Annotated in this window: 14 protein-coding genes and 2 tRNA genes; 8 read left to right on the top strand and 8 right to left on the bottom strand. The window is 45.1% G+C overall.

Features of this window, described 5'->3' with window-relative positions:
- Window positions 1-3: 3 nt before the first annotated feature.
- Both ACFPFU_RS01155 and amaB read left to right on the top strand, forming a co-directional pair.
- Window positions 4-738 (top strand): 3-keto-disaccharide hydrolase, encoded by a 735-nt coding sequence (locus tag ACFPFU_RS01155; RefSeq protein ID WP_377060667.1) that lies wholly within the window; start codon window positions 4-6, stop codon window positions 736-738.
- 117 nt (window positions 739-855) lie between these two features.
- A complete protein-coding gene (gene amaB / locus ACFPFU_RS01150) occupies window positions 856-2391 on the top strand; it encodes an L-piperidine-6-carboxylate dehydrogenase (protein ID WP_377060665.1) in 1536 nt (511 codons plus the stop codon).
- Between the two features lie 406 nt (window positions 2392-2797).
- Here amaB and ACFPFU_RS01145 read toward each other — a convergent pair.
- From ACFPFU_RS01145 to ACFPFU_RS01135, 3 genes are all read right to left on the bottom strand, one after another.
- A tRNA-Val gene (locus tag ACFPFU_RS01145) sits at window positions 2798-2872 on the bottom strand.
- Between the two features lie 48 nt (window positions 2873-2920).
- Window positions 2921-2995: transfer RNA gene (locus ACFPFU_RS01140), tRNA-Val, on the bottom strand.
- A 174-nt stretch (window positions 2996-3169) separates the two neighbouring features.
- Entirely contained in the window at window positions 3170-4996 is a 1827-nt protein-coding gene (locus tag ACFPFU_RS01135) for a TonB-dependent receptor plug domain-containing protein (protein ID WP_377060663.1), read from the bottom strand.
- A 311-nt stretch (window positions 4997-5307) separates the two neighbouring features.
- Between ACFPFU_RS01135 and ACFPFU_RS01130 the strand changes: the two genes are divergently transcribed.
- Window positions 5308-7215: a M1 family metallopeptidase gene (locus ACFPFU_RS01130; protein ID WP_377061387.1), complete on the top strand. Its 1908-nt coding sequence runs from the start codon at window positions 5308-5310 to the stop codon at window positions 7213-7215.
- A 72-nt stretch (window positions 7216-7287) separates the two neighbouring features.
- On the opposite strand, the gene ACFPFU_RS01125 is transcribed toward ACFPFU_RS01130, so the two are convergent.
- Together ACFPFU_RS01125 and ACFPFU_RS01120 are read right to left on the bottom strand one after the other, a co-directional pair.
- Entirely contained in the window at window positions 7288-7686 is a 399-nt protein-coding gene (locus ACFPFU_RS01125) for a VOC family protein (RefSeq protein WP_377060661.1), read from the bottom strand.
- Window positions 7687-7874: 188 nt separating this feature from the next.
- Complete coding sequence (locus tag ACFPFU_RS01120) at window positions 7875-9503, bottom strand: S41 family peptidase (protein ID WP_377060660.1); 1629 nt, start codon at window positions 9501-9503, stop codon at window positions 7875-7877.
- A 187-nt stretch (window positions 9504-9690) separates the two neighbouring features.
- Between ACFPFU_RS01120 and ACFPFU_RS01115 the strand changes: the two genes are divergently transcribed.
- Genes ACFPFU_RS01115 through ACFPFU_RS01100 form a run of 4 tightly spaced genes read left to right on the top strand, consistent with a single transcriptional unit; the run spans window position 9691 to window position 12242 of the window.
- Window positions 9691-10449, top strand: coding sequence for a hemerythrin domain-containing protein (locus ACFPFU_RS01115; RefSeq protein ID WP_377060658.1), 759 nt, complete (start codon window positions 9691-9693; stop codon window positions 10447-10449).
- Complete coding sequence (gene ruvX, locus ACFPFU_RS01110) at window positions 10449-10862, top strand: Holliday junction resolvase RuvX (protein WP_377060656.1); 414 nt, start codon at window positions 10449-10451, stop codon at window positions 10860-10862. Before ACFPFU_RS01115 ends, ruvX begins: the two co-directional genes overlap by 1 nt.
- Window positions 10859-11407 (top strand): peptide deformylase, encoded by a 549-nt coding sequence (gene def, locus ACFPFU_RS01105; RefSeq protein WP_377060654.1) that lies wholly within the window; start codon window positions 10859-10861, stop codon window positions 11405-11407. The genes ruvX and def overlap by 4 nt, the downstream gene beginning before the upstream one ends.
- Window positions 11408-11444: 37 nt before the next feature.
- Window positions 11445-12242, top strand: coding sequence for an amidohydrolase (locus ACFPFU_RS01100; protein WP_377060652.1), 798 nt, complete (start codon window positions 11445-11447; stop codon window positions 12240-12242).
- Window positions 12243-12247: 5 nt separating this feature from the next.
- Here the strand turns inward: ACFPFU_RS01100 and ACFPFU_RS01095 are convergent, their stop codons facing one another.
- Window positions 12248-14374, bottom strand: a complete 2127-nt coding sequence (locus ACFPFU_RS01095; RefSeq protein ID WP_377060651.1) for a T9SS type A sorting domain-containing protein — start codon at window positions 14372-14374, stop codon at window positions 12248-12250.
- 149 nt (window positions 14375-14523) lie between these two features.
- Here ACFPFU_RS01095 and ACFPFU_RS01090 point away from each other — a divergent pair, with 149 nt between their 5' ends.
- Window positions 14524-15813 (top strand): UDP-N-acetylmuramoyl-tripeptide--D-alanyl-D-alanine ligase, encoded by a 1290-nt coding sequence (locus ACFPFU_RS01090; protein ID WP_377060649.1) that lies wholly within the window; start codon window positions 14524-14526, stop codon window positions 15811-15813.
- Window positions 15814-15877: 64 nt separating this feature from the next.
- On the opposite strand, the gene lpdA is transcribed toward ACFPFU_RS01090, so the two are convergent.
- Both lpdA and odhB read right to left on the bottom strand, forming a co-directional pair.
- Window positions 15878-17275 (bottom strand): dihydrolipoyl dehydrogenase, encoded by a 1398-nt coding sequence (gene lpdA, locus ACFPFU_RS01085; RefSeq protein WP_377060647.1) that lies wholly within the window; start codon window positions 17273-17275, stop codon window positions 15878-15880.
- Window positions 17276-17349: 74 nt separating this feature from the next.
- Entirely contained in the window at window positions 17350-18900 is a 1551-nt protein-coding gene (odhB, locus tag ACFPFU_RS01080; protein WP_377060645.1) for a 2-oxoglutarate dehydrogenase complex dihydrolipoyllysine-residue succinyltransferase, read from the bottom strand.
- Window positions 18901-18948: the final 48 nt, after the last annotated feature.

Here is an 18948-nt window from a genome sequence, read left to right as displayed (position 1 = left end):
AAAATGATCAAGCCAACTCTCGCTTTTGTCTGCCCGTTTCTTCTTTTTGTTGCTTGTGGGCCATCTACGCAACAGCATGAAAATGTAGAAGAAATTGATGAAATAGTTGTGACAGAGGAAGAATGGATTACCTTGTTTGATGGCAACAGCTTGACCGGATGGACAAGTTATGGTAAAGACCAGCCCGGAGAAGCATGGGAAGCAAAAGATGGTGTGCTCTTTCTTAACATCGCTAAAAAGAAGGAAGGAGCTATGGGCGGAGATCTGGTAACTAAAGAGACGTTCGGTGACTTCCATTTGAAGCTGGATTGGAGGATTTCAGAAAATGGCAACAGTGGGATCATGTTCCATGTGGTTGATAACGGTGAGTTCAAGGCACCCTATCACACCGGGCCTGAATATCAACTGTTGGATAACGATGGCCATCCTGACGGGAAAATAACCACCCATAGGTCAGGTGACCTTTACGATCTGATTGAGTCTTCAAAGGAAGCCGCTAAGCCCGTTGGGGAATGGAATCAAACTGAGATCATCGTTCAAAATGGGAAACTTCAATTTTTTCTGAATGGTGTCAAGACGGTAGAGGCCACCATGTGGGACGAAGAATGGGACCGGATGGTGGCAGAAAGCAAGTTCAGGGATATGCCTGGGTTTGCGGGATACCGGGAAGGAAAAATTGCCTTGCAGGATCATGGAGACAATGTTTGGTTTAGAAACATACAAATAAAAAGACTGTGAAAGAAGTTGGGTTTCAAACTTCGGCATTTCAAAGGGCTATCCAGTTGTGGATAGCCTTTTTTTATAAATTCAGCCTGAATGCTTATTTTTAGGTTAACTACCAAAAAAACAGATTCTATGGGAATAATCGAAACGAGTCTCAGAAACCTTGGCGTGCAAGCTGCCAGCCAAGGTACATCCAGTGGTAAAAATTGGTACGATACCCAAGGAGAATGGCTGGCCTCATTTTCACCTGTAGATGGGAATGAAATCGGAAAGGTCCAGGTGAGTGATAAACATGCCTACGACAGTGTGGTAAAATCGGCGCTGAAAGCCGCCACGTTCTGGAGAGATGTTCCCGCCCCTAAAAGGGGCGAAGTGATAAGACAAATCGGCAACGCCCTGAGGGAAAAGAAAAATGACCTGGGTAACCTGGTGTCTTATGAAATGGGGAAATCCTTGCAGGAAGGACTGGGGGAAGTTCAGGAAATGATCGATATCTGTGATTTTGCAGTGGGCCTATCCAGGCAGCTGTATGGGTTTACCATGAGTTCAGAGCGGCCCGAGCACCAAATGTATGAACAATGGCACCCTTTGGGAATCGTCGGGATTCTTTCAGCGTTTAATTTTCCGGTGGCAGTTTGGTCATGGAATGCCATGATTGCATGGGTATGCGGAAATGTCTGCATATGGAAACCTTCAGAAAGAACACCCCTTTCAGCCTTGGCATGTCAGCAGATAGTGGCGGACGTTTTTGATAGGAACGGCCTACCCGAAGGAATATCCTGCTTAGTGACGGGAGATTACAGAATAGGGGAGTGGATAAGCAATGATGAACGCATTCCATTGGTGTCCGCCACGGGTTCTACAAAGATGGGTAGATCGGTCGGCCAAACGGTTGCGGCGAGGCTTGGTAAGGCCATATTGGAATTGGGAGGCAACAATGCGGTCATTATTTCAGAGAAGGCCGATTTGGATTTGGCCATCAGGGCAGCCTTGTTTGGCGCGGTGGGTACAGCCGGTCAACGCTGTACCACTACCAGAAGACTTATTGTGCACGATAGCCTATTTGAGGAAGTGGCCCAACGGTTAAAAAATGCTTATGGGAAACTGTCAATTGGCAACCCTTTGGACCCCCATAACCATATGGGACCGCTTATTGATAAAGAGGCCGTAGAGAAATACCTGGAGGCTGTCCGGAAAGTGAAAGCTGAAGGGGGCAGAACAATAGCGGATGCCGCGCTGTTGGAAGGAGAGGGTTTTGAATCAGGTTGCTATGTGAAACCCTGTATTTTTGAAGTGAAAGAAGATTCGAAGATGGCGCAGCATGAGACTTTTGCCCCGCTTTTATATATGATCCGCTACAGGAATATTGAGGATGCCATAAGAATCCAAAACAATGTTCCTCAGGGTCTCTCATCGGCCATTATGACAACCGATCTGAGAGAGGCAGGGGCGTTCCTTTCCGCAGCAGGCTCCGATTGCGGCATCGCGAATGTCAACATCGGCACTTCCGGAGCTGAAATCGGTGGAGCGTTTGGTGGTGAAAAAGAAACGGGCGGAGGAAGGGAATCCGGATCAGATGCCTGGAAAGCCTATATGCGAAGACAGACCAATACCATCAATTATGGCAGGGAATTGCCCTTGGCCCAAGGGATAAAATTTGATATTTAGAAAACCGACAAAAAATCAAAAATTCCCTGAACGAACTGATGGGGAAATTGAGATATTAAGCGCTGCTATTCTCACTGCCACAGTAGGGATGGTCTGGCATATGCTTCCGTAATTTTGAGGTTTCGGTGTTTAACCGTTGATAAGCTTTCTGATCTTGGATTTGCCTTTCGGTTTTTTAACTCCTGCTCTCGTTTGAAGGTGTCTGTTTTTGAGGGATATGCTTCAGAATAGACCAATATCCAGTTTTTTGTTTTAGCGGTAAATCCTGTGATTTGTCAGGTGCTTTTTGAGCCGGTTTTTAAGGCAATCTCCTGTTATGTTGCATGTTAAATCGGTCCAGCTCACGGGAATTTAATAGGTAAAAATAAAAGGGCATGACTAAAAAAATCCTTAAACGGCGTTAATGTGGGAATTGAGGGATTCGAACCCCCGACCCTCTGCTTGTAAGGCAGATGCTCTGAACCAGCTGAGCTAAATTCCCAAAATTTCAATTTTTTTCTTCCCGTGTTGCTGAAGGGAGAACCTTCCGTGGGAATTGAGGGATTCGAACCCCCGACCCTCTGCTTGTAAGGCAGATGCTCTGAACCAGCTGAGCTAAATTCCCAAGATTTCGATTTTTTTCTTCCCGTTCTACCGAAGGGAGAGCGGGAATCGGCATCAAATTGGATTGCAAATGTAGGCTTTAATTTTTTTGCTGCAAAGATTAATGAGTTTTTTTTGCCGGGTATCTAGGCATTTAATTACGGGTTTATTCATACCGGGATAAACAAATGACTAACTACCTGAGATTTAAGGCAACCCCTGCCCGAAACCATCTACCAGGCATCTGTACCGTTCCGGCTTCAATGTAATCTGTATTGGTGATATTCGAAGCTTCTGCGAAGAAGGCCAATTTCTTGAGTCTATCATAATCGACTCTGGCATCCAATAGGAAATAAGGGTCTAATTTCATCCTTTCTATATGACGGTTTTTTACCGTAAGTTCTATACGGCCATCATATGAAGCTTGTAATCCTGCAATCAACTGGTGCCTGAGAGCATTCAGGGAATACCTTGATTCCAGGCCTTCTTGTTCAACAAGATTGGCGTCAATAAAATTGTAGGACAGGGAAATTTCATCTAACACTAATTTCTTTAATTTTTTATCAAACCGGTAAAATACTCCGGTTTCAATACCCCGAAAAACCACCTCGTTGAAATTTTGAGGCTGCCAGGGACTATCAGCATCAGATCTGGCCCATTCAATCAGATTATCGGTATGGCGGTTAAAATATACCGCCTCTGCTCTGAAGTTCTTTTTTGTGATTTTAACACCCCCTTCATAATTCCTGGCTTTTTCCGGTTCTAGCTGCTCGTTGCCTACGTTAGTCGGACCGACATAGTACAGGTCTGTATAGGTAGGTATCCGAAAACTGATTCCATAATTGGCGTACATTCTCGTTGAACGAGAGAGCTGAAAGCCGATTTCCGCTCCTGGAAAATGCCTCCATCCGTATTCAGAATAATAGTTGGAATACATCCCCGCCCGGACATCAGCCCGGTCCATAAATTCTACTCTATGTTCTAAAAACAGTCCCAGAAGGGTTCTTTCCCGGTTTCCCAGGTTGTTGCTGTCTATGGCTTCATTTCTTCCCTCAATACCAAAACCGCTGGTTCCATATCCGGATTCATATCTTCCGTTGATTTCAAGGGCAAGGATATCGGTAGTATGGTTGTTTCTAAAAAAGCTTGGATCTTTCCTTACCAACCTGAATTCGTCCGTATTTCTTCTCCAGTAGGCCCGCGAATTGACCCAAATATTGTCTTTTTCAAAAATATGACTTAAGGCGGCCAGGTATGTCTGAATGCTTTCCCACTGATCCGGGAAGGTGCTGGTATAAAAACCATTGGCACCAAAATCCCGGCCTGCATAGGCCAGCATGGCTTTAATTTCATGATGTTCATCGATATCTACACCGCCTTCATAAAACACATTGTTCACTTTATAATCCGAATTGTGCCAATGGCCATTGCTTGCATCATGGGAAACAGCAAGGCTTTGTTTAAATTTTCCCATGGGAAGTGCTATCTGAAGGCTACCTCCACGCATACCAAAGTCTCCTCCATATAGATTTCCGTGGAGTAAGGAAGTCTCAGGGAGTTCCGTGATGACATTAATAGCGCCTGTGTAGGCATTTTGTCCATAAATACGGGATGCGGGGCCTTTAAGTACATCCACGCGTTGTATTCCAATCAAAGGTACAGGTATATTCATCATGTGATGGCCCGTTTGGGGATCTGTTAGTTTGATTCCGTTAACGAGCATAAGGGTCTGTTCAAATGATCCGCCGCGTATGCCGATATCTGCTTGGACACCGCCAACGCCCCTTTGCCGTACATCCACACCCGGGGTAAAAGCGAGAATTTCCTGAAGACTCCTTGCCGGAGTCGTTTCAATATCTTTACGGTGGATAATGCTCATATTTCGAGCACTCTTACTGAATGGGATCTCAAGCCTGTTTTCCTGGATCGTGATCTCTTCCAATGAATAAAAGGTGCTATCCGATTGCCCAAAGACGAAATAATTGCCCCACACACTTAATATTGCAGTAAGTACGAACTTCATGATCAATGCTGTAATTAGGAACCCCAAATTACCGAGGTATTTGTGGAATTAACAAATGAGCGGATCGATGAAATATGCTTCGGGGATAGGCGTCCTGATTAGGTAACTGCCATTAAATATTTGGTTCTAAACCATTTTATTACGAAAATTCTGTCAACAAGAGTGGCTTCATCCCCCCCGTTTCTTAAAAGATTCTTTTGTATCTGTTTTCAGGAAAGCCCCTGTTTAAGTATTTTAGCAAAAAACATATTTTGTTATTTATGATAAACAAGATCAGTAGTGTTTTGGGCGCTTGTTTCCTGATGATTTTGATGGCGCAAGTCTATGCCCAGGAAGCCCGGGAAAACAACCAGCAAAAGTTTGATGAATTCACCTATAGACAGGGTTCGGCTTTTCGGGCTGCATCAGGTAAGCCCGGTCCCCAATATTGGCAGAATGTCGCCAATTATACGATTGAGGCTACGTTGGATGAAGCAAACCATAGGCTCAGCGGAAAGGTGAACATCCATTATATCAACAACAGCCCGGAATCTTTGGAATTCATATGGCTGCATTTGGAACAAAACAGATTTAAAACGGACTCAAGGGGAACCCTAACCACCCCCATTCAGGGGAACAGGTATTCCGGAGATGTTGACGGGGGATATACGATCCGGAATGTCTCCTCGCAAATAAAGAAAAGAGGCAGTAAGGTATCGGGGCGTCATCTTATCACCGATACAAGAATGCAGGTCTTTCTGGATGAACCTATACCTGCCCGGGGAGGTGAAGCGCAGGTTTCTATGGATTTTGAATTCGATATTCCGGAGAAAGGAATGGACAGAATGGGGAGGCTTCAAGTGCAGGATGGGACAATATATGCTCTGGCGCAATGGTATCCCAGAGTGGCTGTTTTTGACGACGTGGTAGGCTGGAATATTGAGCCGTATCTGGGAGCAGGGGAGTTTTATTTAGGCTATGGTGACTTTGAGTACAAAGTGACCGTACCTTATGATCACATTGTGGTGGGTTCTGGGGAACTCCTTAATGCCGGTCAGGTTCTTCCTAAATTATTAAATGACAGAATGCAGACGGCTGCATCCAGCGATACGACTGTTTATATAATCAAGCCTGAAGAGGTGAACCAACCGGCAACCACCCGGCCCAAGCAGGATGGAACGGTCACCTGGCATTTTAAAATCGAAAATGCCAGAGATGTGGCTTTTGCTTCTTCAAAGACATTTATTTGGGATGCCTCCAGAATCAATCTGCCGAGTGGGAAAAAAGCCATGGCCCAATCTGTTTATCCCAAGGAAAGCGATGGGAATGACGCTTGGGGACGGTCTACTGAATACAGTAAGGCTTCAATAGAACATTACTCCGATAAGTGGTACGAATATCCTTATCCGGTTGCGGTAAATGTGGCCGCGGATATCAACGGTATGGAATACCCGGGATTGAATTTTTGTAGTTATAGAAGTAAAGGAGCGTCTCTGTGGAATGTAACCGACCATGAATTTGGCCACAATTGGTTTCCGATGATCGTGGGAACCAATGAAAGACGATATGCTTGGATGGATGAGGGGTTTAATACCTTCATCAACCATTACAGTTCGCTGGAATTTAACAACGGTGAATATGGCTCAACGCTCCATCAAACCAGAAAATACCTCAACTGGTTTACCGGTCAGAACAGAGAAGGCATTGACACTTATCCCGATGTGGCTAATACTGCAAATTTGGGGATGATCGCCTATATGAAGCCGGCCATAGGGCTGATAATGCTACGGGAATATATTTTGGGAGAAGAGCGGTTTGATAACGCTTTCAAAGCTTATATCCATAACTGGGCATACAAACATCCTCAGCCGAATGATTTTTTCAATATCATCGAAAATACAGCCGGTGAGAACCTTGACTGGTTTTGGAAGGGTTGGTTTTATGGCACTGATAATATTGACTTGGCCATTGAAAATGTAGTCCCCTATGGCAATGACCGTGTGGTGATACTGTCTAACAAAGGCGGACTGCCCATGCCGGTTCTTTTGGAGATCACTTACGGCGATGGTTCAAAGGAGCGGAAAATGCTCCCAGTGGAAATCTGGCAGAGGGGAAATCAATGGAATTACCTGCATAAATCCAACAAGGAGGTGGTATCCGTGGAAATAGACCCTGATAAGGTTCTTCCCGATATCAACATTGCCAATGACAGATGGCCGAACAGCATCTATGAAAAATAATGTTATCCTGGAAGTAAAGCAAAGGGGAAAAACAATCCGTTTTTCCCCTTTGCTTTTTTGGCTTTTTTTCCTTCAATATTCATCGTTGATCTCCAACCAATAGCCGCTGGGATCGCGGATATAAATCTGTTTAATGCCATCAGGCCGGATGTTGATTTCCCCCTGGTTACCGGGCCAATCTTCAAAAGAAATTTTGTTTTGGCCTAACCTGGCAATGAAAGCATCCAGATCAGCCACACTGAAGCACAGGTGGTTGGTTTTATCAATTGTGGGGTTAGTCCAGGGTTCTTCCCTCTCTATCAAATGGAGCGAAACACCGTCCCCCATTTCATACCAGGCATGCAGGCCGTCTTTGAAGGGTTCGTCAATTTCTTTCAGTCCCACCACTTTTTCGTAAAAATGGCTGCTTTCTTTAAGGTCCTTAACATATACGGCTAAATGATTGATTCTGGTCTGACTATAAGAGTTCATAGAAACAAATAAAACGATTACAAGACTAAAACATATTTTTGGACATTTCATTTTGGGTAGGTTTGGGTTCAAATATGATTCTCATCACGAATTAAAGAAATTTTTCATCAAAAATTTCAATAAACAGGATAAAGAAAAAAGCCAGGGTTTTCATTCCCTGGCTTTTAATATGGCTAATTTTTTATCCTTCATTCGACAAAGGCAAGCCGTTCTGCTTCATCAAACAGCTTGATGGCTTGCTGGTAAATTTCATTGATGTCGTTGATAACCTTATAAAAAGCATTGTCATCGTAAAGGTTTCTCGCCATGTTGGCTTTTATCAACGTTTTGAGATAGGATTTTGATTTGCTGAAATCCTTCTCATTGAATTTCACTTTGTATTTTTCACCTACTTTTATCAAATCATCCAGCATAGCATCAGAAACCTCAAAATTCCTGTAATAATCCTCAAAAGTCATCGAGTCAAACTTCTTTTTATTTTTATCCAGATAATCCAGGATATATTCCCTCCAGGATTCTGAGCCGAAAAGCCTGTTGACATAGGCACTTGTCATACTTGTATCCAGGGGAACAAAGTAGTCCGGCATAATGCCTCCACCACCATATACAGTTCTTCCTTTTACGGTTTCATATTTAAGGCTATCATCAAATGAAATGCTATCGGCACTGAAAAACTCTCCGTGCTCAAGCCTTTTCAGATAATCCAGGCTGTACTCATCCTCATCTTCCCCATAGGGCTTTTGGATAGAACGACCGGATGGGGTAAAATACCGCGCAATGGTCAATCTGAGTTCTGCACCATCTGAAAGATCAATAGGCATTTGCACCAATCCTTTGCCGAAGGACCTCCTCCCCACTATCAATCCCCTGTCATTGTCTTGCAGTGCTCCCGCAACAATTTCGGAGGCGGACGCGCTTCCTTCGTTTACCAAAACAATGACTGAGCCGTCTTCAAATGAGCCCGGCCTTACGGCAAAAGCCTTTTGGCTGTATCTTTTAAGCTTTCCCTCCTGGGATACAATCAGCGCATTGTCGGAAAGGATTTCATCGGCAATATTGATAGCGGCACCCATATACCCTCCCGGATTTCCCTGAAGGTCAAGGACAAGCTTTTTCATACCTTCTTCCTTTAATTCCTGAAGGGCTTTTCTGAATTCCTCATGGGTATTGGCCGCAAATCTGGTGATTTTGATGTACCCGGTTTCATCATCTATCATATAGGATGCATTCACACTGTATTGGGGGATTTTATCCCGGGTAATAGAAAAGTCCAACAGTTCCTCCTGATGTTTCCTTTTGATGGCAATTTCAACGGTACTGCCTTTTGGCCCCCTTAGCAAATCAAATACATCACGGTTGGTGACTCCGATGCCTGCCACGGTTTCGCCATCTACCTTGATAATTTGGTCACCTGGCAGGAGACCTATCTTTTCCGACGGACCTCCGGTAAGCGGTGACACTACGTAAATGGTGTCCCTCAAAATGCCAAACTCTATACCGATGCCGTCAAATTCACCTTCTAGTTGGGATTTAGCAAGTTTAGCGTCTTTTGCGGGGATATAGCTTGAATGCGGATCAAGCTTACCCAGCATTTTTTCAATGCCGTATTCCACCAACTCATTGGTATTAACGCTGTCAACATAATCTCTATTGATATAGGTGATGATTTCCTGCAGTTTATAAATTGCTGACTTCAAATCATTCCTGTCGGTTTTTGGCTCTGCAAAAGTGGCTCCGATCCATATACCGGCAGCTATTCCCAGCGCCAGAATTATGGGGAGCCTTATTTGTGCTTTGGTATTTTTCTCTAGACTCACGTTATTATCCTATTTATTTAGTATTAAAATGCAGGCGAATGTATTCATTATCAATATTAATGGTTTTTTTGTCAAATATACAATTTAACAATCTTTTCAGGTGTTTCGTTTAGATAAACGTAATAAATATAAAAATCGATGCTGTAAGTCATGATTTTTTAAGTTAAAATATCCTACTTTTGTAATAATGTCCTCATCGGAAAACATAGAAAAAAGGTCGATAGCGGACTTGGTCAGTGAAAATTATATTCTGGCGGGGGTCTTGCATTACTTTGGAATCAGCTTCTTTGAATATGAGAAGAATTCCCTGGAAGAAGTATGTGCAAAGTTCAAGGTCAACCCCTCTCAGGTTATCTCAGAGCTTGAAAACTGGGCGATAAAGAAGGATCCTACTTCCGATGAACTGTATCTTCATCCCATTGAGGTGTTGGTCGGATATCTGAAAAAAAAACACCGGTTCTTTGTAAGGCAGGAATTGCCTTTCCTCTCCAGCATGGTCAATGGCATCGTTGGGGTTGGGAGTTTTGAATCCCTGCTTGCGGATATGCGGTTGATGTTTCCGCTGTTTGTGGATGACTTTATCCACCACATTCATGAGGAAGAGGCTACCCTTTTTAACCGTATCGTTTTTCTGCAGGATATTGAGCAGCATAAGGTGCCTTTGAATGACGCCATAGATGTGTTCAAACTATCTCCTGTGAGCAATATGGCGACGGAACATGAAGGGCATGACGATGAGATGGAGGGTATACGTAAGTTGACCTCCAATTACCAACTGCCCCCGAATTCTCCCATTTCCGTGAAAATTCTCTATCACGAGCTCCAACGGTTTGAGCGGGAGCTCATCATCCATGCCAAAATAGAAAACGAATTGTTGTTTCCAAAAGCAGAGGAGTTGGAGAAGGAAGTAAAAAGAAAACTGTTGGCACGAATAAAATCCAACTGATGGCAAGGATCCTTGCTATAGATCTGGGAACCAAGCGTACGGGATTGGCGGTTACTGACCCGCTGAGGATTTTGGCAAATCCTCTGGAAACTATCCCCACATCGGGTTTGTTCAAATACCTTGAGGAGTATTTTAAAAAGGAGGAGGTGGATACCATCGTTTTGGGCCTCCCAAAATCTCTTGATGGAAAAGACACATCGATGACCAAACCGGTGATGCAGTTGAAGGGGAAGCTGACAGACAGATTTCCCCATAAATCCGTAGAATTGGTGGATGAGAGGTTTACTTCTAAAATGGCCATGCAGTCAATGATCACCATGGGCAGTAAAAAGAGAGACCGAAGGGAAAAAGCGGGAAACTTGGATAAAATCAGTGCCACGATCATATTACAAACTTACTTAAACAGACCATGATATACCCTATCGTAGCTTACGGTAACCCCATATTGAAAAAAGAGGCGGTTGAGATAAATGAAGGGGAGGACATCAAAGGCCTTATCAAAGACATGTTCGAAACCATGGAGAAGGCAAGTGGTGTGGGGCTTGCGGCACCACAGATCAACAAGGGGTTGAGGCTTTTTGTCGTTGACAGCAATCTGATGATTGAAGAGGGATCGGGGGAGAAAGGAGTTAGACAAGCGTTTATCAATCCCATCATTCTGGATGAATATGGGGAGGAATATTCTTTTGAGGAAGGGTGCCTAAGCATACCCGAAATCAGGGCTGAAATCATTCGACCTGAGAAGCTTACCATTGAGTACTTTGATGAGGATTGGAATCTTCACGAAGAAGAATTTTCCGGGATGACCGCAAGAGTGATCCAGCATGAGTATGACCACTTGGAAGGAATTTTGTTTATCGATTACCTTAAAGGATTAAAAAAAAGAATGGTGAAGGGGAAATTAATGGAAATCAGCAAAGGAAAAATTGCTACCGATTATCGGATGCTCTATCCTTAAAAAAATAATTACCTCCCCTAACCAAAATTCTTCTTCCGTGGAAAACCTGTCTTTAGCTTTATTTCAATCTGATCTCCACTGGCATAACCGCGCTGCTAACCTGGCCATGTTTGAAGAAAAGATCTGGCAGCTTCCAAAAAGAGTGGATGTAATCATACTGCCTGAAATGTTTACCACAGGGTTTTCTATGGATGCAGAAGACCACGCAGAGCCCATGAACCTTCACAGCACAAAGTGGATGAAACAAATGGCCTCCCAAACCGGATCTGTGGTCACCGGAAGCTTTATCGTTCAGGAAAACGGGAAATTTTTCAACCGGCTATTATGGGTTACGCCAGCAGGTGAGATAAGCCATTATAACAAAAGGCACCTGTTCGGAATGGCCCGGGAGGACCGTCACTATGAGAAGGGGCAGGAAAGGGTATTTGTTGAATACAAAGGCTGGAAAATTATGCCTCAAATCTGTTATGATCTCAGGTTTCCGGTGTGGTCCCGTAATCGTGTTTTGGATAAAGAGAATGGGGAGATGGAGTACGATTTGGCGTTTTATATAGCCTCCTGGCCCCAAGTCAGGGTCAGTGCCTGGGATATTCTGCTCAAGGCCAGAGCGGTGGAAAACCTTTGCTACACCGTAGGGGTAAACCGGATAGGGAAGGATGGGAATGGCATTCCTCACACCGGTCATTCTGCTGCCTATGATTTTAAAGGCGATACCGTAGCGTTCGGGGAGGAAAAGGAAAACATACTGCTAGTGGAACTCGACAAGCAGGCCCTGGCAGCCTTCAGGCAAAAAGTTCCATTCTGGAAAGACGGTGACCGTTTTGAATTAAATTAATTGTTTTATTTCTTTATGATCAGCTTTTTATAAGCGGTATGTTGGTTTTCGTCAACACACCGCAATATATACAGTCCCGGTGCCAACCCCCATAGCCTTATCTCAGTTTCCCTCCCTCCTCTTAACGGTATATTCTCCCATATTGATTGTCCTGAACTGTGGATGAGATTCAGCGAGGCGTCTCTATTGGCCACCACTTTGGTTGAGACCTGCGCGGGATTAGGGTAAACCCTGATCTGAAGGGATTCGCCGGTGGATGGGCCGTTCGACGGTAAATGTTCGAGGTACTGAACCCCCCCAGCTCTGGTACCCATAAGAACGTCCAGCCTTTTTCCAAAAATGTCGGGAACAAACGTCAGCCAGGTATTCCTGCCCAACCGGCTCTGTGAAAAGGTTTCGCCATTATGCGAAATTTGTATTGTGGTCCGGGTTTGATTTTCGAGGAAGTCCGTGAATTTGAATAAAATGCCCCGCTGGTCTGCAGCCATCAGGACGGGATTCTCTCCGGAATATACGGTGACCGAAAGACCCCTGCTTACAGGGTTGTCCGAAAAATTGAGAAAGTCCCTTTCCAGTAGCTCAAGCTCCACGCCATCATCAAACCGGACATGGAAGAGGATTAGTTCGCCTGTTTGTCTTGCCAATAAAAGGTAATCTTCACGGGAATCGTTAAAAAGGTGCAAATGGTCTACACCCCGTAAGGTGAACCCCGGGACCTGAAAGGTTGCCCATTCATCGGATGCATCTTCCTGTTTGATTAATAATTTTTTGGTGGGGAACTGACCATCAAGTTCATCTCCCGTGACGAATTGGTATCTCTTGCCGTTGATTGACCGATAGGCCTGATAACTTAATTCCCTTAACCCAAGATCAGACAGGTGCATAAAATCCTCACTTTCCATTTTCATTTTCCCTTCAGTAAGGGAGTAATGATGGGCTTTTCCAATTACCTTTCCATCCACAGGGATGTTGCCTGTCACCACCAGATTGCCGTTGATCAGGTTGCCTTCAAAAAAAGGTCTCGCATTTTCCCCCATATCGATCATCTCTGACTGTAAAAAGGACGTGGTTAGCAGCGGTTTCCCTCCGTCCTCCAGAGAAAAAAGATACATGCTTTTTGAGAAATCAGACATGCCCACACTTGAGGGGTCGGAAGAATGTGTGGTGATGATCAGTTTGTCTTTATATAGGTAGGCCGCATGGAAAACAGGAAATTCCGGCAGGGGGCCAATTCCGGGCAGCGTACTGGTAAAGCCGTCAAAGCCGGGAGATGTATCGGTGCCTTTGTTCGGGAGGAAATAGAGGGTGCTGCATTCATCCTGACCGATCAGCAGATCTTTGATACCGTCTCCATCGAAATCGTGATACAACATGGAATGACCCCCGGCGTGCTGTATCCTCAGCGGCTCCCAATCGGGGAGAGGCCCGCTGATGGGCAGGCCTGCGCAGGTAAATCCAAAACTGATCTGGCCACAGCCGCAAAATTCAAACCCTCCCCAGCGCGGTTGGGCGGAGGTAAAAGCGTCAATGTCTCTCACGCCTTTTCTTTCCATACTGGTGTTCCGGTAATATTCCAGGTAATCACCAGTGGCAAAATTAAAGGTAAGTATGTCCAGGTCCCCATCTCCGTCAAGATCCATGATCAACGGGATATCCAGACTGTTTGCCGTGAGATTGGATCCGTTCTCCAAGCGCAAAAAATCCTGGGCTACCTCCCACTGGGGGAAGGCCTGGCCCGGCGGGGTCGTGTTTTTATAGGCTTTGATTCCAAAAGGGCTTCCCGTAAACAAATCCTTTTTGCCGTCTCCATCATAATCCGCCAGTACCATGAAACCGATGATGTCAGCGGGGAAATAATAAACCATTTCGGGCAAAAAATTATATCCCTCATCCTTTTCCTGAAATACCGATACCCTACCGGCATTGATATCCCAAATAATCAATTCCGTTTTTCCGTCACCGTTTACATCCATGGTCTGCACCTGGGCGGCATTGATCCCTCCGGCAAAGGGCATGGACAATTGGATTTCGCCTACCGTCACCTCAATATCTTTTCCATACCGATATAGATCTTGTGCTCTGGATATTTCTATAAAAAACAATAAGGAAACCAGCGCTATAAAGTATTTCATGGACAGGGTTTTCGATTTTAAACGGGATTATTTTAAATGAGATGTATTACTTTTGTCGAAATCAAGAATTTTTAAGAAATGTGAAGTTAATAGATGGGTCCAAAAAATCGATGAATAAATGATGATAAGCCAGCTGCTTACAGTAAAATATGAACAGTACTGAAAAATTATATCAACATTACCTGCTATCCACAGGCGTGAGTACCGACACCAGGAAAATAGGAACGTGGAACATTTTTTTTGCTTTAAAGGGGCCTAACTTTAATGGTAACCGATTTGCTGCACAGGCGCTGGAGAGTGGTGCTGCTTTGGTGGTGATGGATGAGGCCCCTGAGATTGCAGATGACAGGTATTTCATTGTGGAGAATGTCTTAAAAACGTTACAGGAACTGGCTACTTTCCACAGAGAAAAGCATGCTATCCCGGTCTTGGGCTTGACCGGAAGCAACGGCAAAACCACTTCCAAAGAACTTATCAGCGCGGTATTGGGGAAAAAGTACCGGGTACTGGCCACCAAAGGAAATCTCAACAACCACATCGGCGTGCCGCTTACCCTCTTGGAGCTTGAAAAGAACCATGAAATCGCCATCATAGAAATGGGAGCCAACAAACAGGGGGAAATCCGGGAACTCTGTGAAATCGCCCGTCCCACACATGGTTTTATCACCAATATCGGAAAAGCGCATCTCGAAGGCATGGGGGGGTTGGAAGGGGTATTGAAAACAAAAACCGAGTTGTTTCAATACCTTCTCGAGCGGGACGGCAAGGTTTTCATCAATACACGTCAGAAAGTGTTTTCCAACATGGCAAAGCGGTTTAAGGATCCTGTATTGTTTCCCGAAGCCGGATCGTTTTGTCATGTCGGGTTCGAGGGTGCGGATCCGTTTGTCAAATTCAACGTGGACGGGCAAAAAACCCGCCAGACAAATCTTATAGGCGCTTATAATTTTGATAACCTTGCCGCGGCGCTGTGTATCGGTAAATATTTCGGCGTTTCCATGGAGGACAGTCTAGATGCTGTCGTTGATTATAAATCCTCAAACATGCGTTCACAGTTGGTGGAGAAAAGGACCAACCTGATTTTATTGGATGCCTATAATGCCAATCCTTCGAGCATGGAAGCCGCACTGAAAGCTTTTGATGCCATGGGCGGGCGGAAACATAAAATGGTAATTTTGGGCGATATGCTTGAACTGGGGGACCATGCCGCGGAGGAACATGAAAAGCTCGGGGCTTTGCTGAAAGGAATGGATGTGGATAAGATTTGCCTTACCGGTACGCTCATACAGGCGGCCCTTACCCAGGTGCCGAATGCGCTCTATTTTCCCGACCCTTTTTCTTTCAGGAATTGGCTGCAGGACTCCAAGTTGGAGGATTATCTGATTTTGATCAAAGGAAGCAGGGGGATGAAGCTTGAAGGGCTGTTGGATTTTATTTAAATTAAAAGAAAAGGCCTCCGGTTTTTCCAAAGGCCTTTTTGTATGCTATCAAACATTTTTTGTTCTAAACGTGCAGCGCCCTGTTGTCCGTAGCAGCCAGGCATGCTTCCCGGAATGCTTCTGTATAGGTAGGATGTGCATGGGACATTCTTGCGATATCCTCTGCCGAAGCGCGGTATTCCATGGCCACTACGGCTTCCGCGATCATATCGGCTGTCCTCGGTCCTATCATGTGTACCCCCAGTATTTCATCTGTTTTGGCATCTGCAAGGACCTTCACCAGACCATCGACGTCGCCACTGGCCCGGGCTCTCCCTGAGGCCATAAAGGGGAATTTCCCGGTTTTGTATGCGTGTCCTTTTTCCTTGAGCTGCTCTTCCGTATAACCGACGGATGCCACCTCCGGCCAGGTATAGACTACACCCGGAATCAGAAGATAATTGATATGAGGTTTTTGTCCGACAAGCTGTTCCACCACAAAAACACCTTCTTCTTCGGCTTTATGAGCGAGCATGGCACCTTTGACCACATCGCCAATGGCATAAATGTTGTCGGCATGGGTGCGAAGATGGTCGTCAACCTCAATCTGACCCCAGTTATTGACTTTCACCCCGGCAGCTTCAGCATTCAGTCCTTCTGTATAAGGTTTTCTGCCTATCGATACCAGCACATAGTCACCTTTTAAGGCAATGGTTTCACCTTTTTCACTTTCCGCTTTTACCGTAACCTCTTTGCCTTTTTTCTCTACAGCAGTGACTTTATGTTTAAGGTAGACTTCAAACCCCAGTTTTTTAAGCGATTTCTGAAGTTCTTTGCCCATGGTGCGGTCCATGGTAGGGATAAGGGAATCCATAAACTCCACCACAGACACTTTAGCGCCCAGCCTGGCATACACAGAGCCAAGCTCCAGGCCGATCACCCCGCCGCCTATTATCACCAGGTGTTTGGGAACTTCCTTCAGGTTTAAAGCTTCTGTTGAAGTAATGATCCTTTCCTTGTCAAGATTGATGAAAGGAAGACTGGCAGGTTTGGATCCTGTGGCGATGATGATGTTTTTGCCTTTTATCTCCTCGGTTTTACCACCGTCTTTTGTAACCGTGACGGTGTTTTTGTCTTTAAAGGATCCAACTCCCTGATACACATCAATTTTATTTTTCTTCATCAGGTATTGAATGCCCTCCACATTTTGTTTGACCACCTCTTGCTTCCTGGCAATCATCTGTTTCAGGTTTACCTTCAGGTCTTTAAGATCTATCCCATGGTTTTGGAAGGTGTGCTGAGCATTGTGATAATGCTCAGAAGAGTCCAAAAGGGCTTTGGAGGGGATACAGCCCACATTCAGGCAGGTGCCTCCCAGCGTGGGATATTTTTCTACGATGGCAGTCTTCAGCCCCAATTGCGCTGCCCTTATGGCAGCCACATAGCCGCCTGGTCCGGAGCCTATTACGATTAAGTCGTACATATTCTTGAAAATGGTTTTGGATGCCGCAAAAACGGTACGGCATCTCCTTTTTAATTTTTTTGAATCTGGATTTATTATACCCCTATAAGCAATCTAGCCGGATCTTCCAACAGCTGCTTTACCCGGACCAGGAAGCTGACAGATTCTCTGCCGTCGATGATCCTGTGGTCATAAGACAGGGCCAGGTACATCATTGGGAGTATCTTTACTTCTCCATTTACCGCCATGGGTCGCTCTACAATGTTGTGCATCCCTAAAATGGCAGATTGTGGGGCATTGATGATAGGGGTGGACATCATGGAACCAAAAATTCCTCCATTGGTAATGGTAAACGTGCCTCCCGTCATTTCGTCAATGGTAAGTTTGCCGTCCCTGGCCTTTATGGCAAGCCGCACTACTTCCTTTTCTATTTCTGAAAAAGAAAGCTTTTCAGCGTTTCTGATAACAGGGACCACCAACCCTTTCGGTGCGGAAACGGCAATGGATATATCGCAGAAATCATTGTAGACAATTTCGTTGCCATCGATCTGGGCATTTACGGCAGGCCATTCCCTCAGCGCCATACAGGTGGCTTTGGTGAAGAAAGACATGAATCCAAGATTTACCTCATATTTCTCTTTGAACATATCTTTGTATTGCTTTCTCAGGTCCATAATGGGCTTCATGTTCACCTCATTGAAGGTGGTGAGCATGGCGGTTTCATTCTTGGCTGCAACCAATCTTTTGGATATGGTTTTTCTGAGAGAAGTCATTTTTTCTCTTCTGCTTACGCGGTCGCCTTGAGTTTTTGATGAGGGCGCGCTTTCTTCCGGTTTTTCCGGAGAGGTTGGTTTGCTTTCTTTTTGGATTTTTTGGGCCTTTTCAGCATCTTCTTTGGTCACCCGGCCGTCTTTTCCTGTTCCGCGGATATCTTTTGGATCCATTCCCTTCTCCGCCAGGATTTTTGCGGCTGCGGGAGAGGCATGGCCTGTGGCATAAGTCTCCTTTCCATCTGCCTGCGTTGTGCCGCTTCCGGAAACCGCTGGTTTCTCCGCATCTTTTTGCGACGTAGAGGGGGGCTTGCCTTCGGTAACTTCTATTTTACAGATCAACCCGCCAATTTCCAGCGTGTCACCTTCATTGGCCACATGCCTGAGTATCCCGGCTGCCTCGGCAGGCAGCTCAAAAGTAGCTTTGTCAGAGTCCACTTCAGCAATGATCTCATCCAATTCCACATAATCACCGTCTTCTTTCAGCCAAGTGGCTAAGGTTACCTCGGTAATGGATTCCCCTACCGTCGGAACAACCATTTCTTTGATTTCACCGGTGGCTTTCGATTCAGTCTGTACCTTTGTGGTTTCTGAAGAATTGCTTGCTTTGGGCTCAGCCCCTTCACCCTGGTTTCCGGAGGCCTCTGTGTCAATCTCGCAGATGACCGCCCCAATATCCAGGGTTTCCCCTTCTTCGGCTTTGATATGCAGTACTCCCGCTGCTTCAGCGGTCAATTCAAAAGTGGCTTTATCGGATTCCAGTTCACATATGACCTCATCCATTTCTACATAATCCCCTTCATTTTTGAACCACTGGCCTATGGTCACCTCGGTTATGGATTCTCCTACTGTCGGGACTTTAATTGCTATACTCATCGGTTATCTGATTTTAATCCCGGCAAACTATCTCCGGGTATTTGCGCT

Source organism: Negadavirga shengliensis (assembly GCF_042652345.1).
GTDB classification, from domain to species: domain Bacteria; phylum Bacteroidota; class Bacteroidia; order Cytophagales; family Cyclobacteriaceae; genus Negadavirga; species Negadavirga shengliensis.
The sequence above is the reverse complement of the archived record's forward strand: the minus strand, read 5'-3'. Positions and strand labels throughout refer to the sequence as shown.

Coding starts and splice junctions, on each gene's coding strand:
- ACFPFU_RS01155 (WP_377060667.1), top strand. CDS start 4: ATGATCAAGCCAACTCTCGCTTTTGTCTGCCCGTTTCTTCTTTTTGTT.
- amaB (WP_377060665.1), top strand. CDS start 856: ATGGGAATAATCGAAACGAGTCTCAGAAACCTTGGCGTGCAAGCTGCC.
- ACFPFU_RS01135 (WP_377060663.1), bottom strand. CDS start 4,996: ATGAAGTTCGTACTTACTGCAATATTAAGTGTGTGGGGCAATTATTTC.
- ACFPFU_RS01130 (WP_377061387.1), top strand. CDS start 5,308: ATGGCGCAAGTCTATGCCCAGGAAGCCCGGGAAAACAACCAGCAAAAG.
- ACFPFU_RS01125 (WP_377060661.1), bottom strand. CDS start 7,686: ATGAACTCTTATAGTCAGACCAGAATCAATCATTTAGCCGTATATGTT.
- ACFPFU_RS01115 (WP_377060658.1), top strand. CDS start 9,691: ATGTCCTCATCGGAAAACATAGAAAAAAGGTCGATAGCGGACTTGGTC.
- ruvX (WP_377060656.1), top strand. CDS start 10,449: ATGGCAAGGATCCTTGCTATAGATCTGGGAACCAAGCGTACGGGATTG.
- def (WP_377060654.1), top strand. CDS start 10,859: ATGATATACCCTATCGTAGCTTACGGTAACCCCATATTGAAAAAAGAG.
- ACFPFU_RS01095 (WP_377060651.1), bottom strand. CDS start 14,374: ATGAAATACTTTATAGCGCTGGTTTCCTTATTGTTTTTTATAGAAATA.
- ACFPFU_RS01090 (WP_377060649.1), top strand. CDS start 14,524: ATGAACAGTACTGAAAAATTATATCAACATTACCTGCTATCCACAGGC.
- lpdA (WP_377060647.1), bottom strand. CDS start 17,275: ATGTACGACTTAATCGTAATAGGCTCCGGACCAGGCGGCTATGTGGCT.
- odhB (WP_377060645.1), bottom strand. CDS start 18,900: ATGAGTATAGCAATTAAAGTCCCGACAGTAGGAGAATCCATAACCGAG.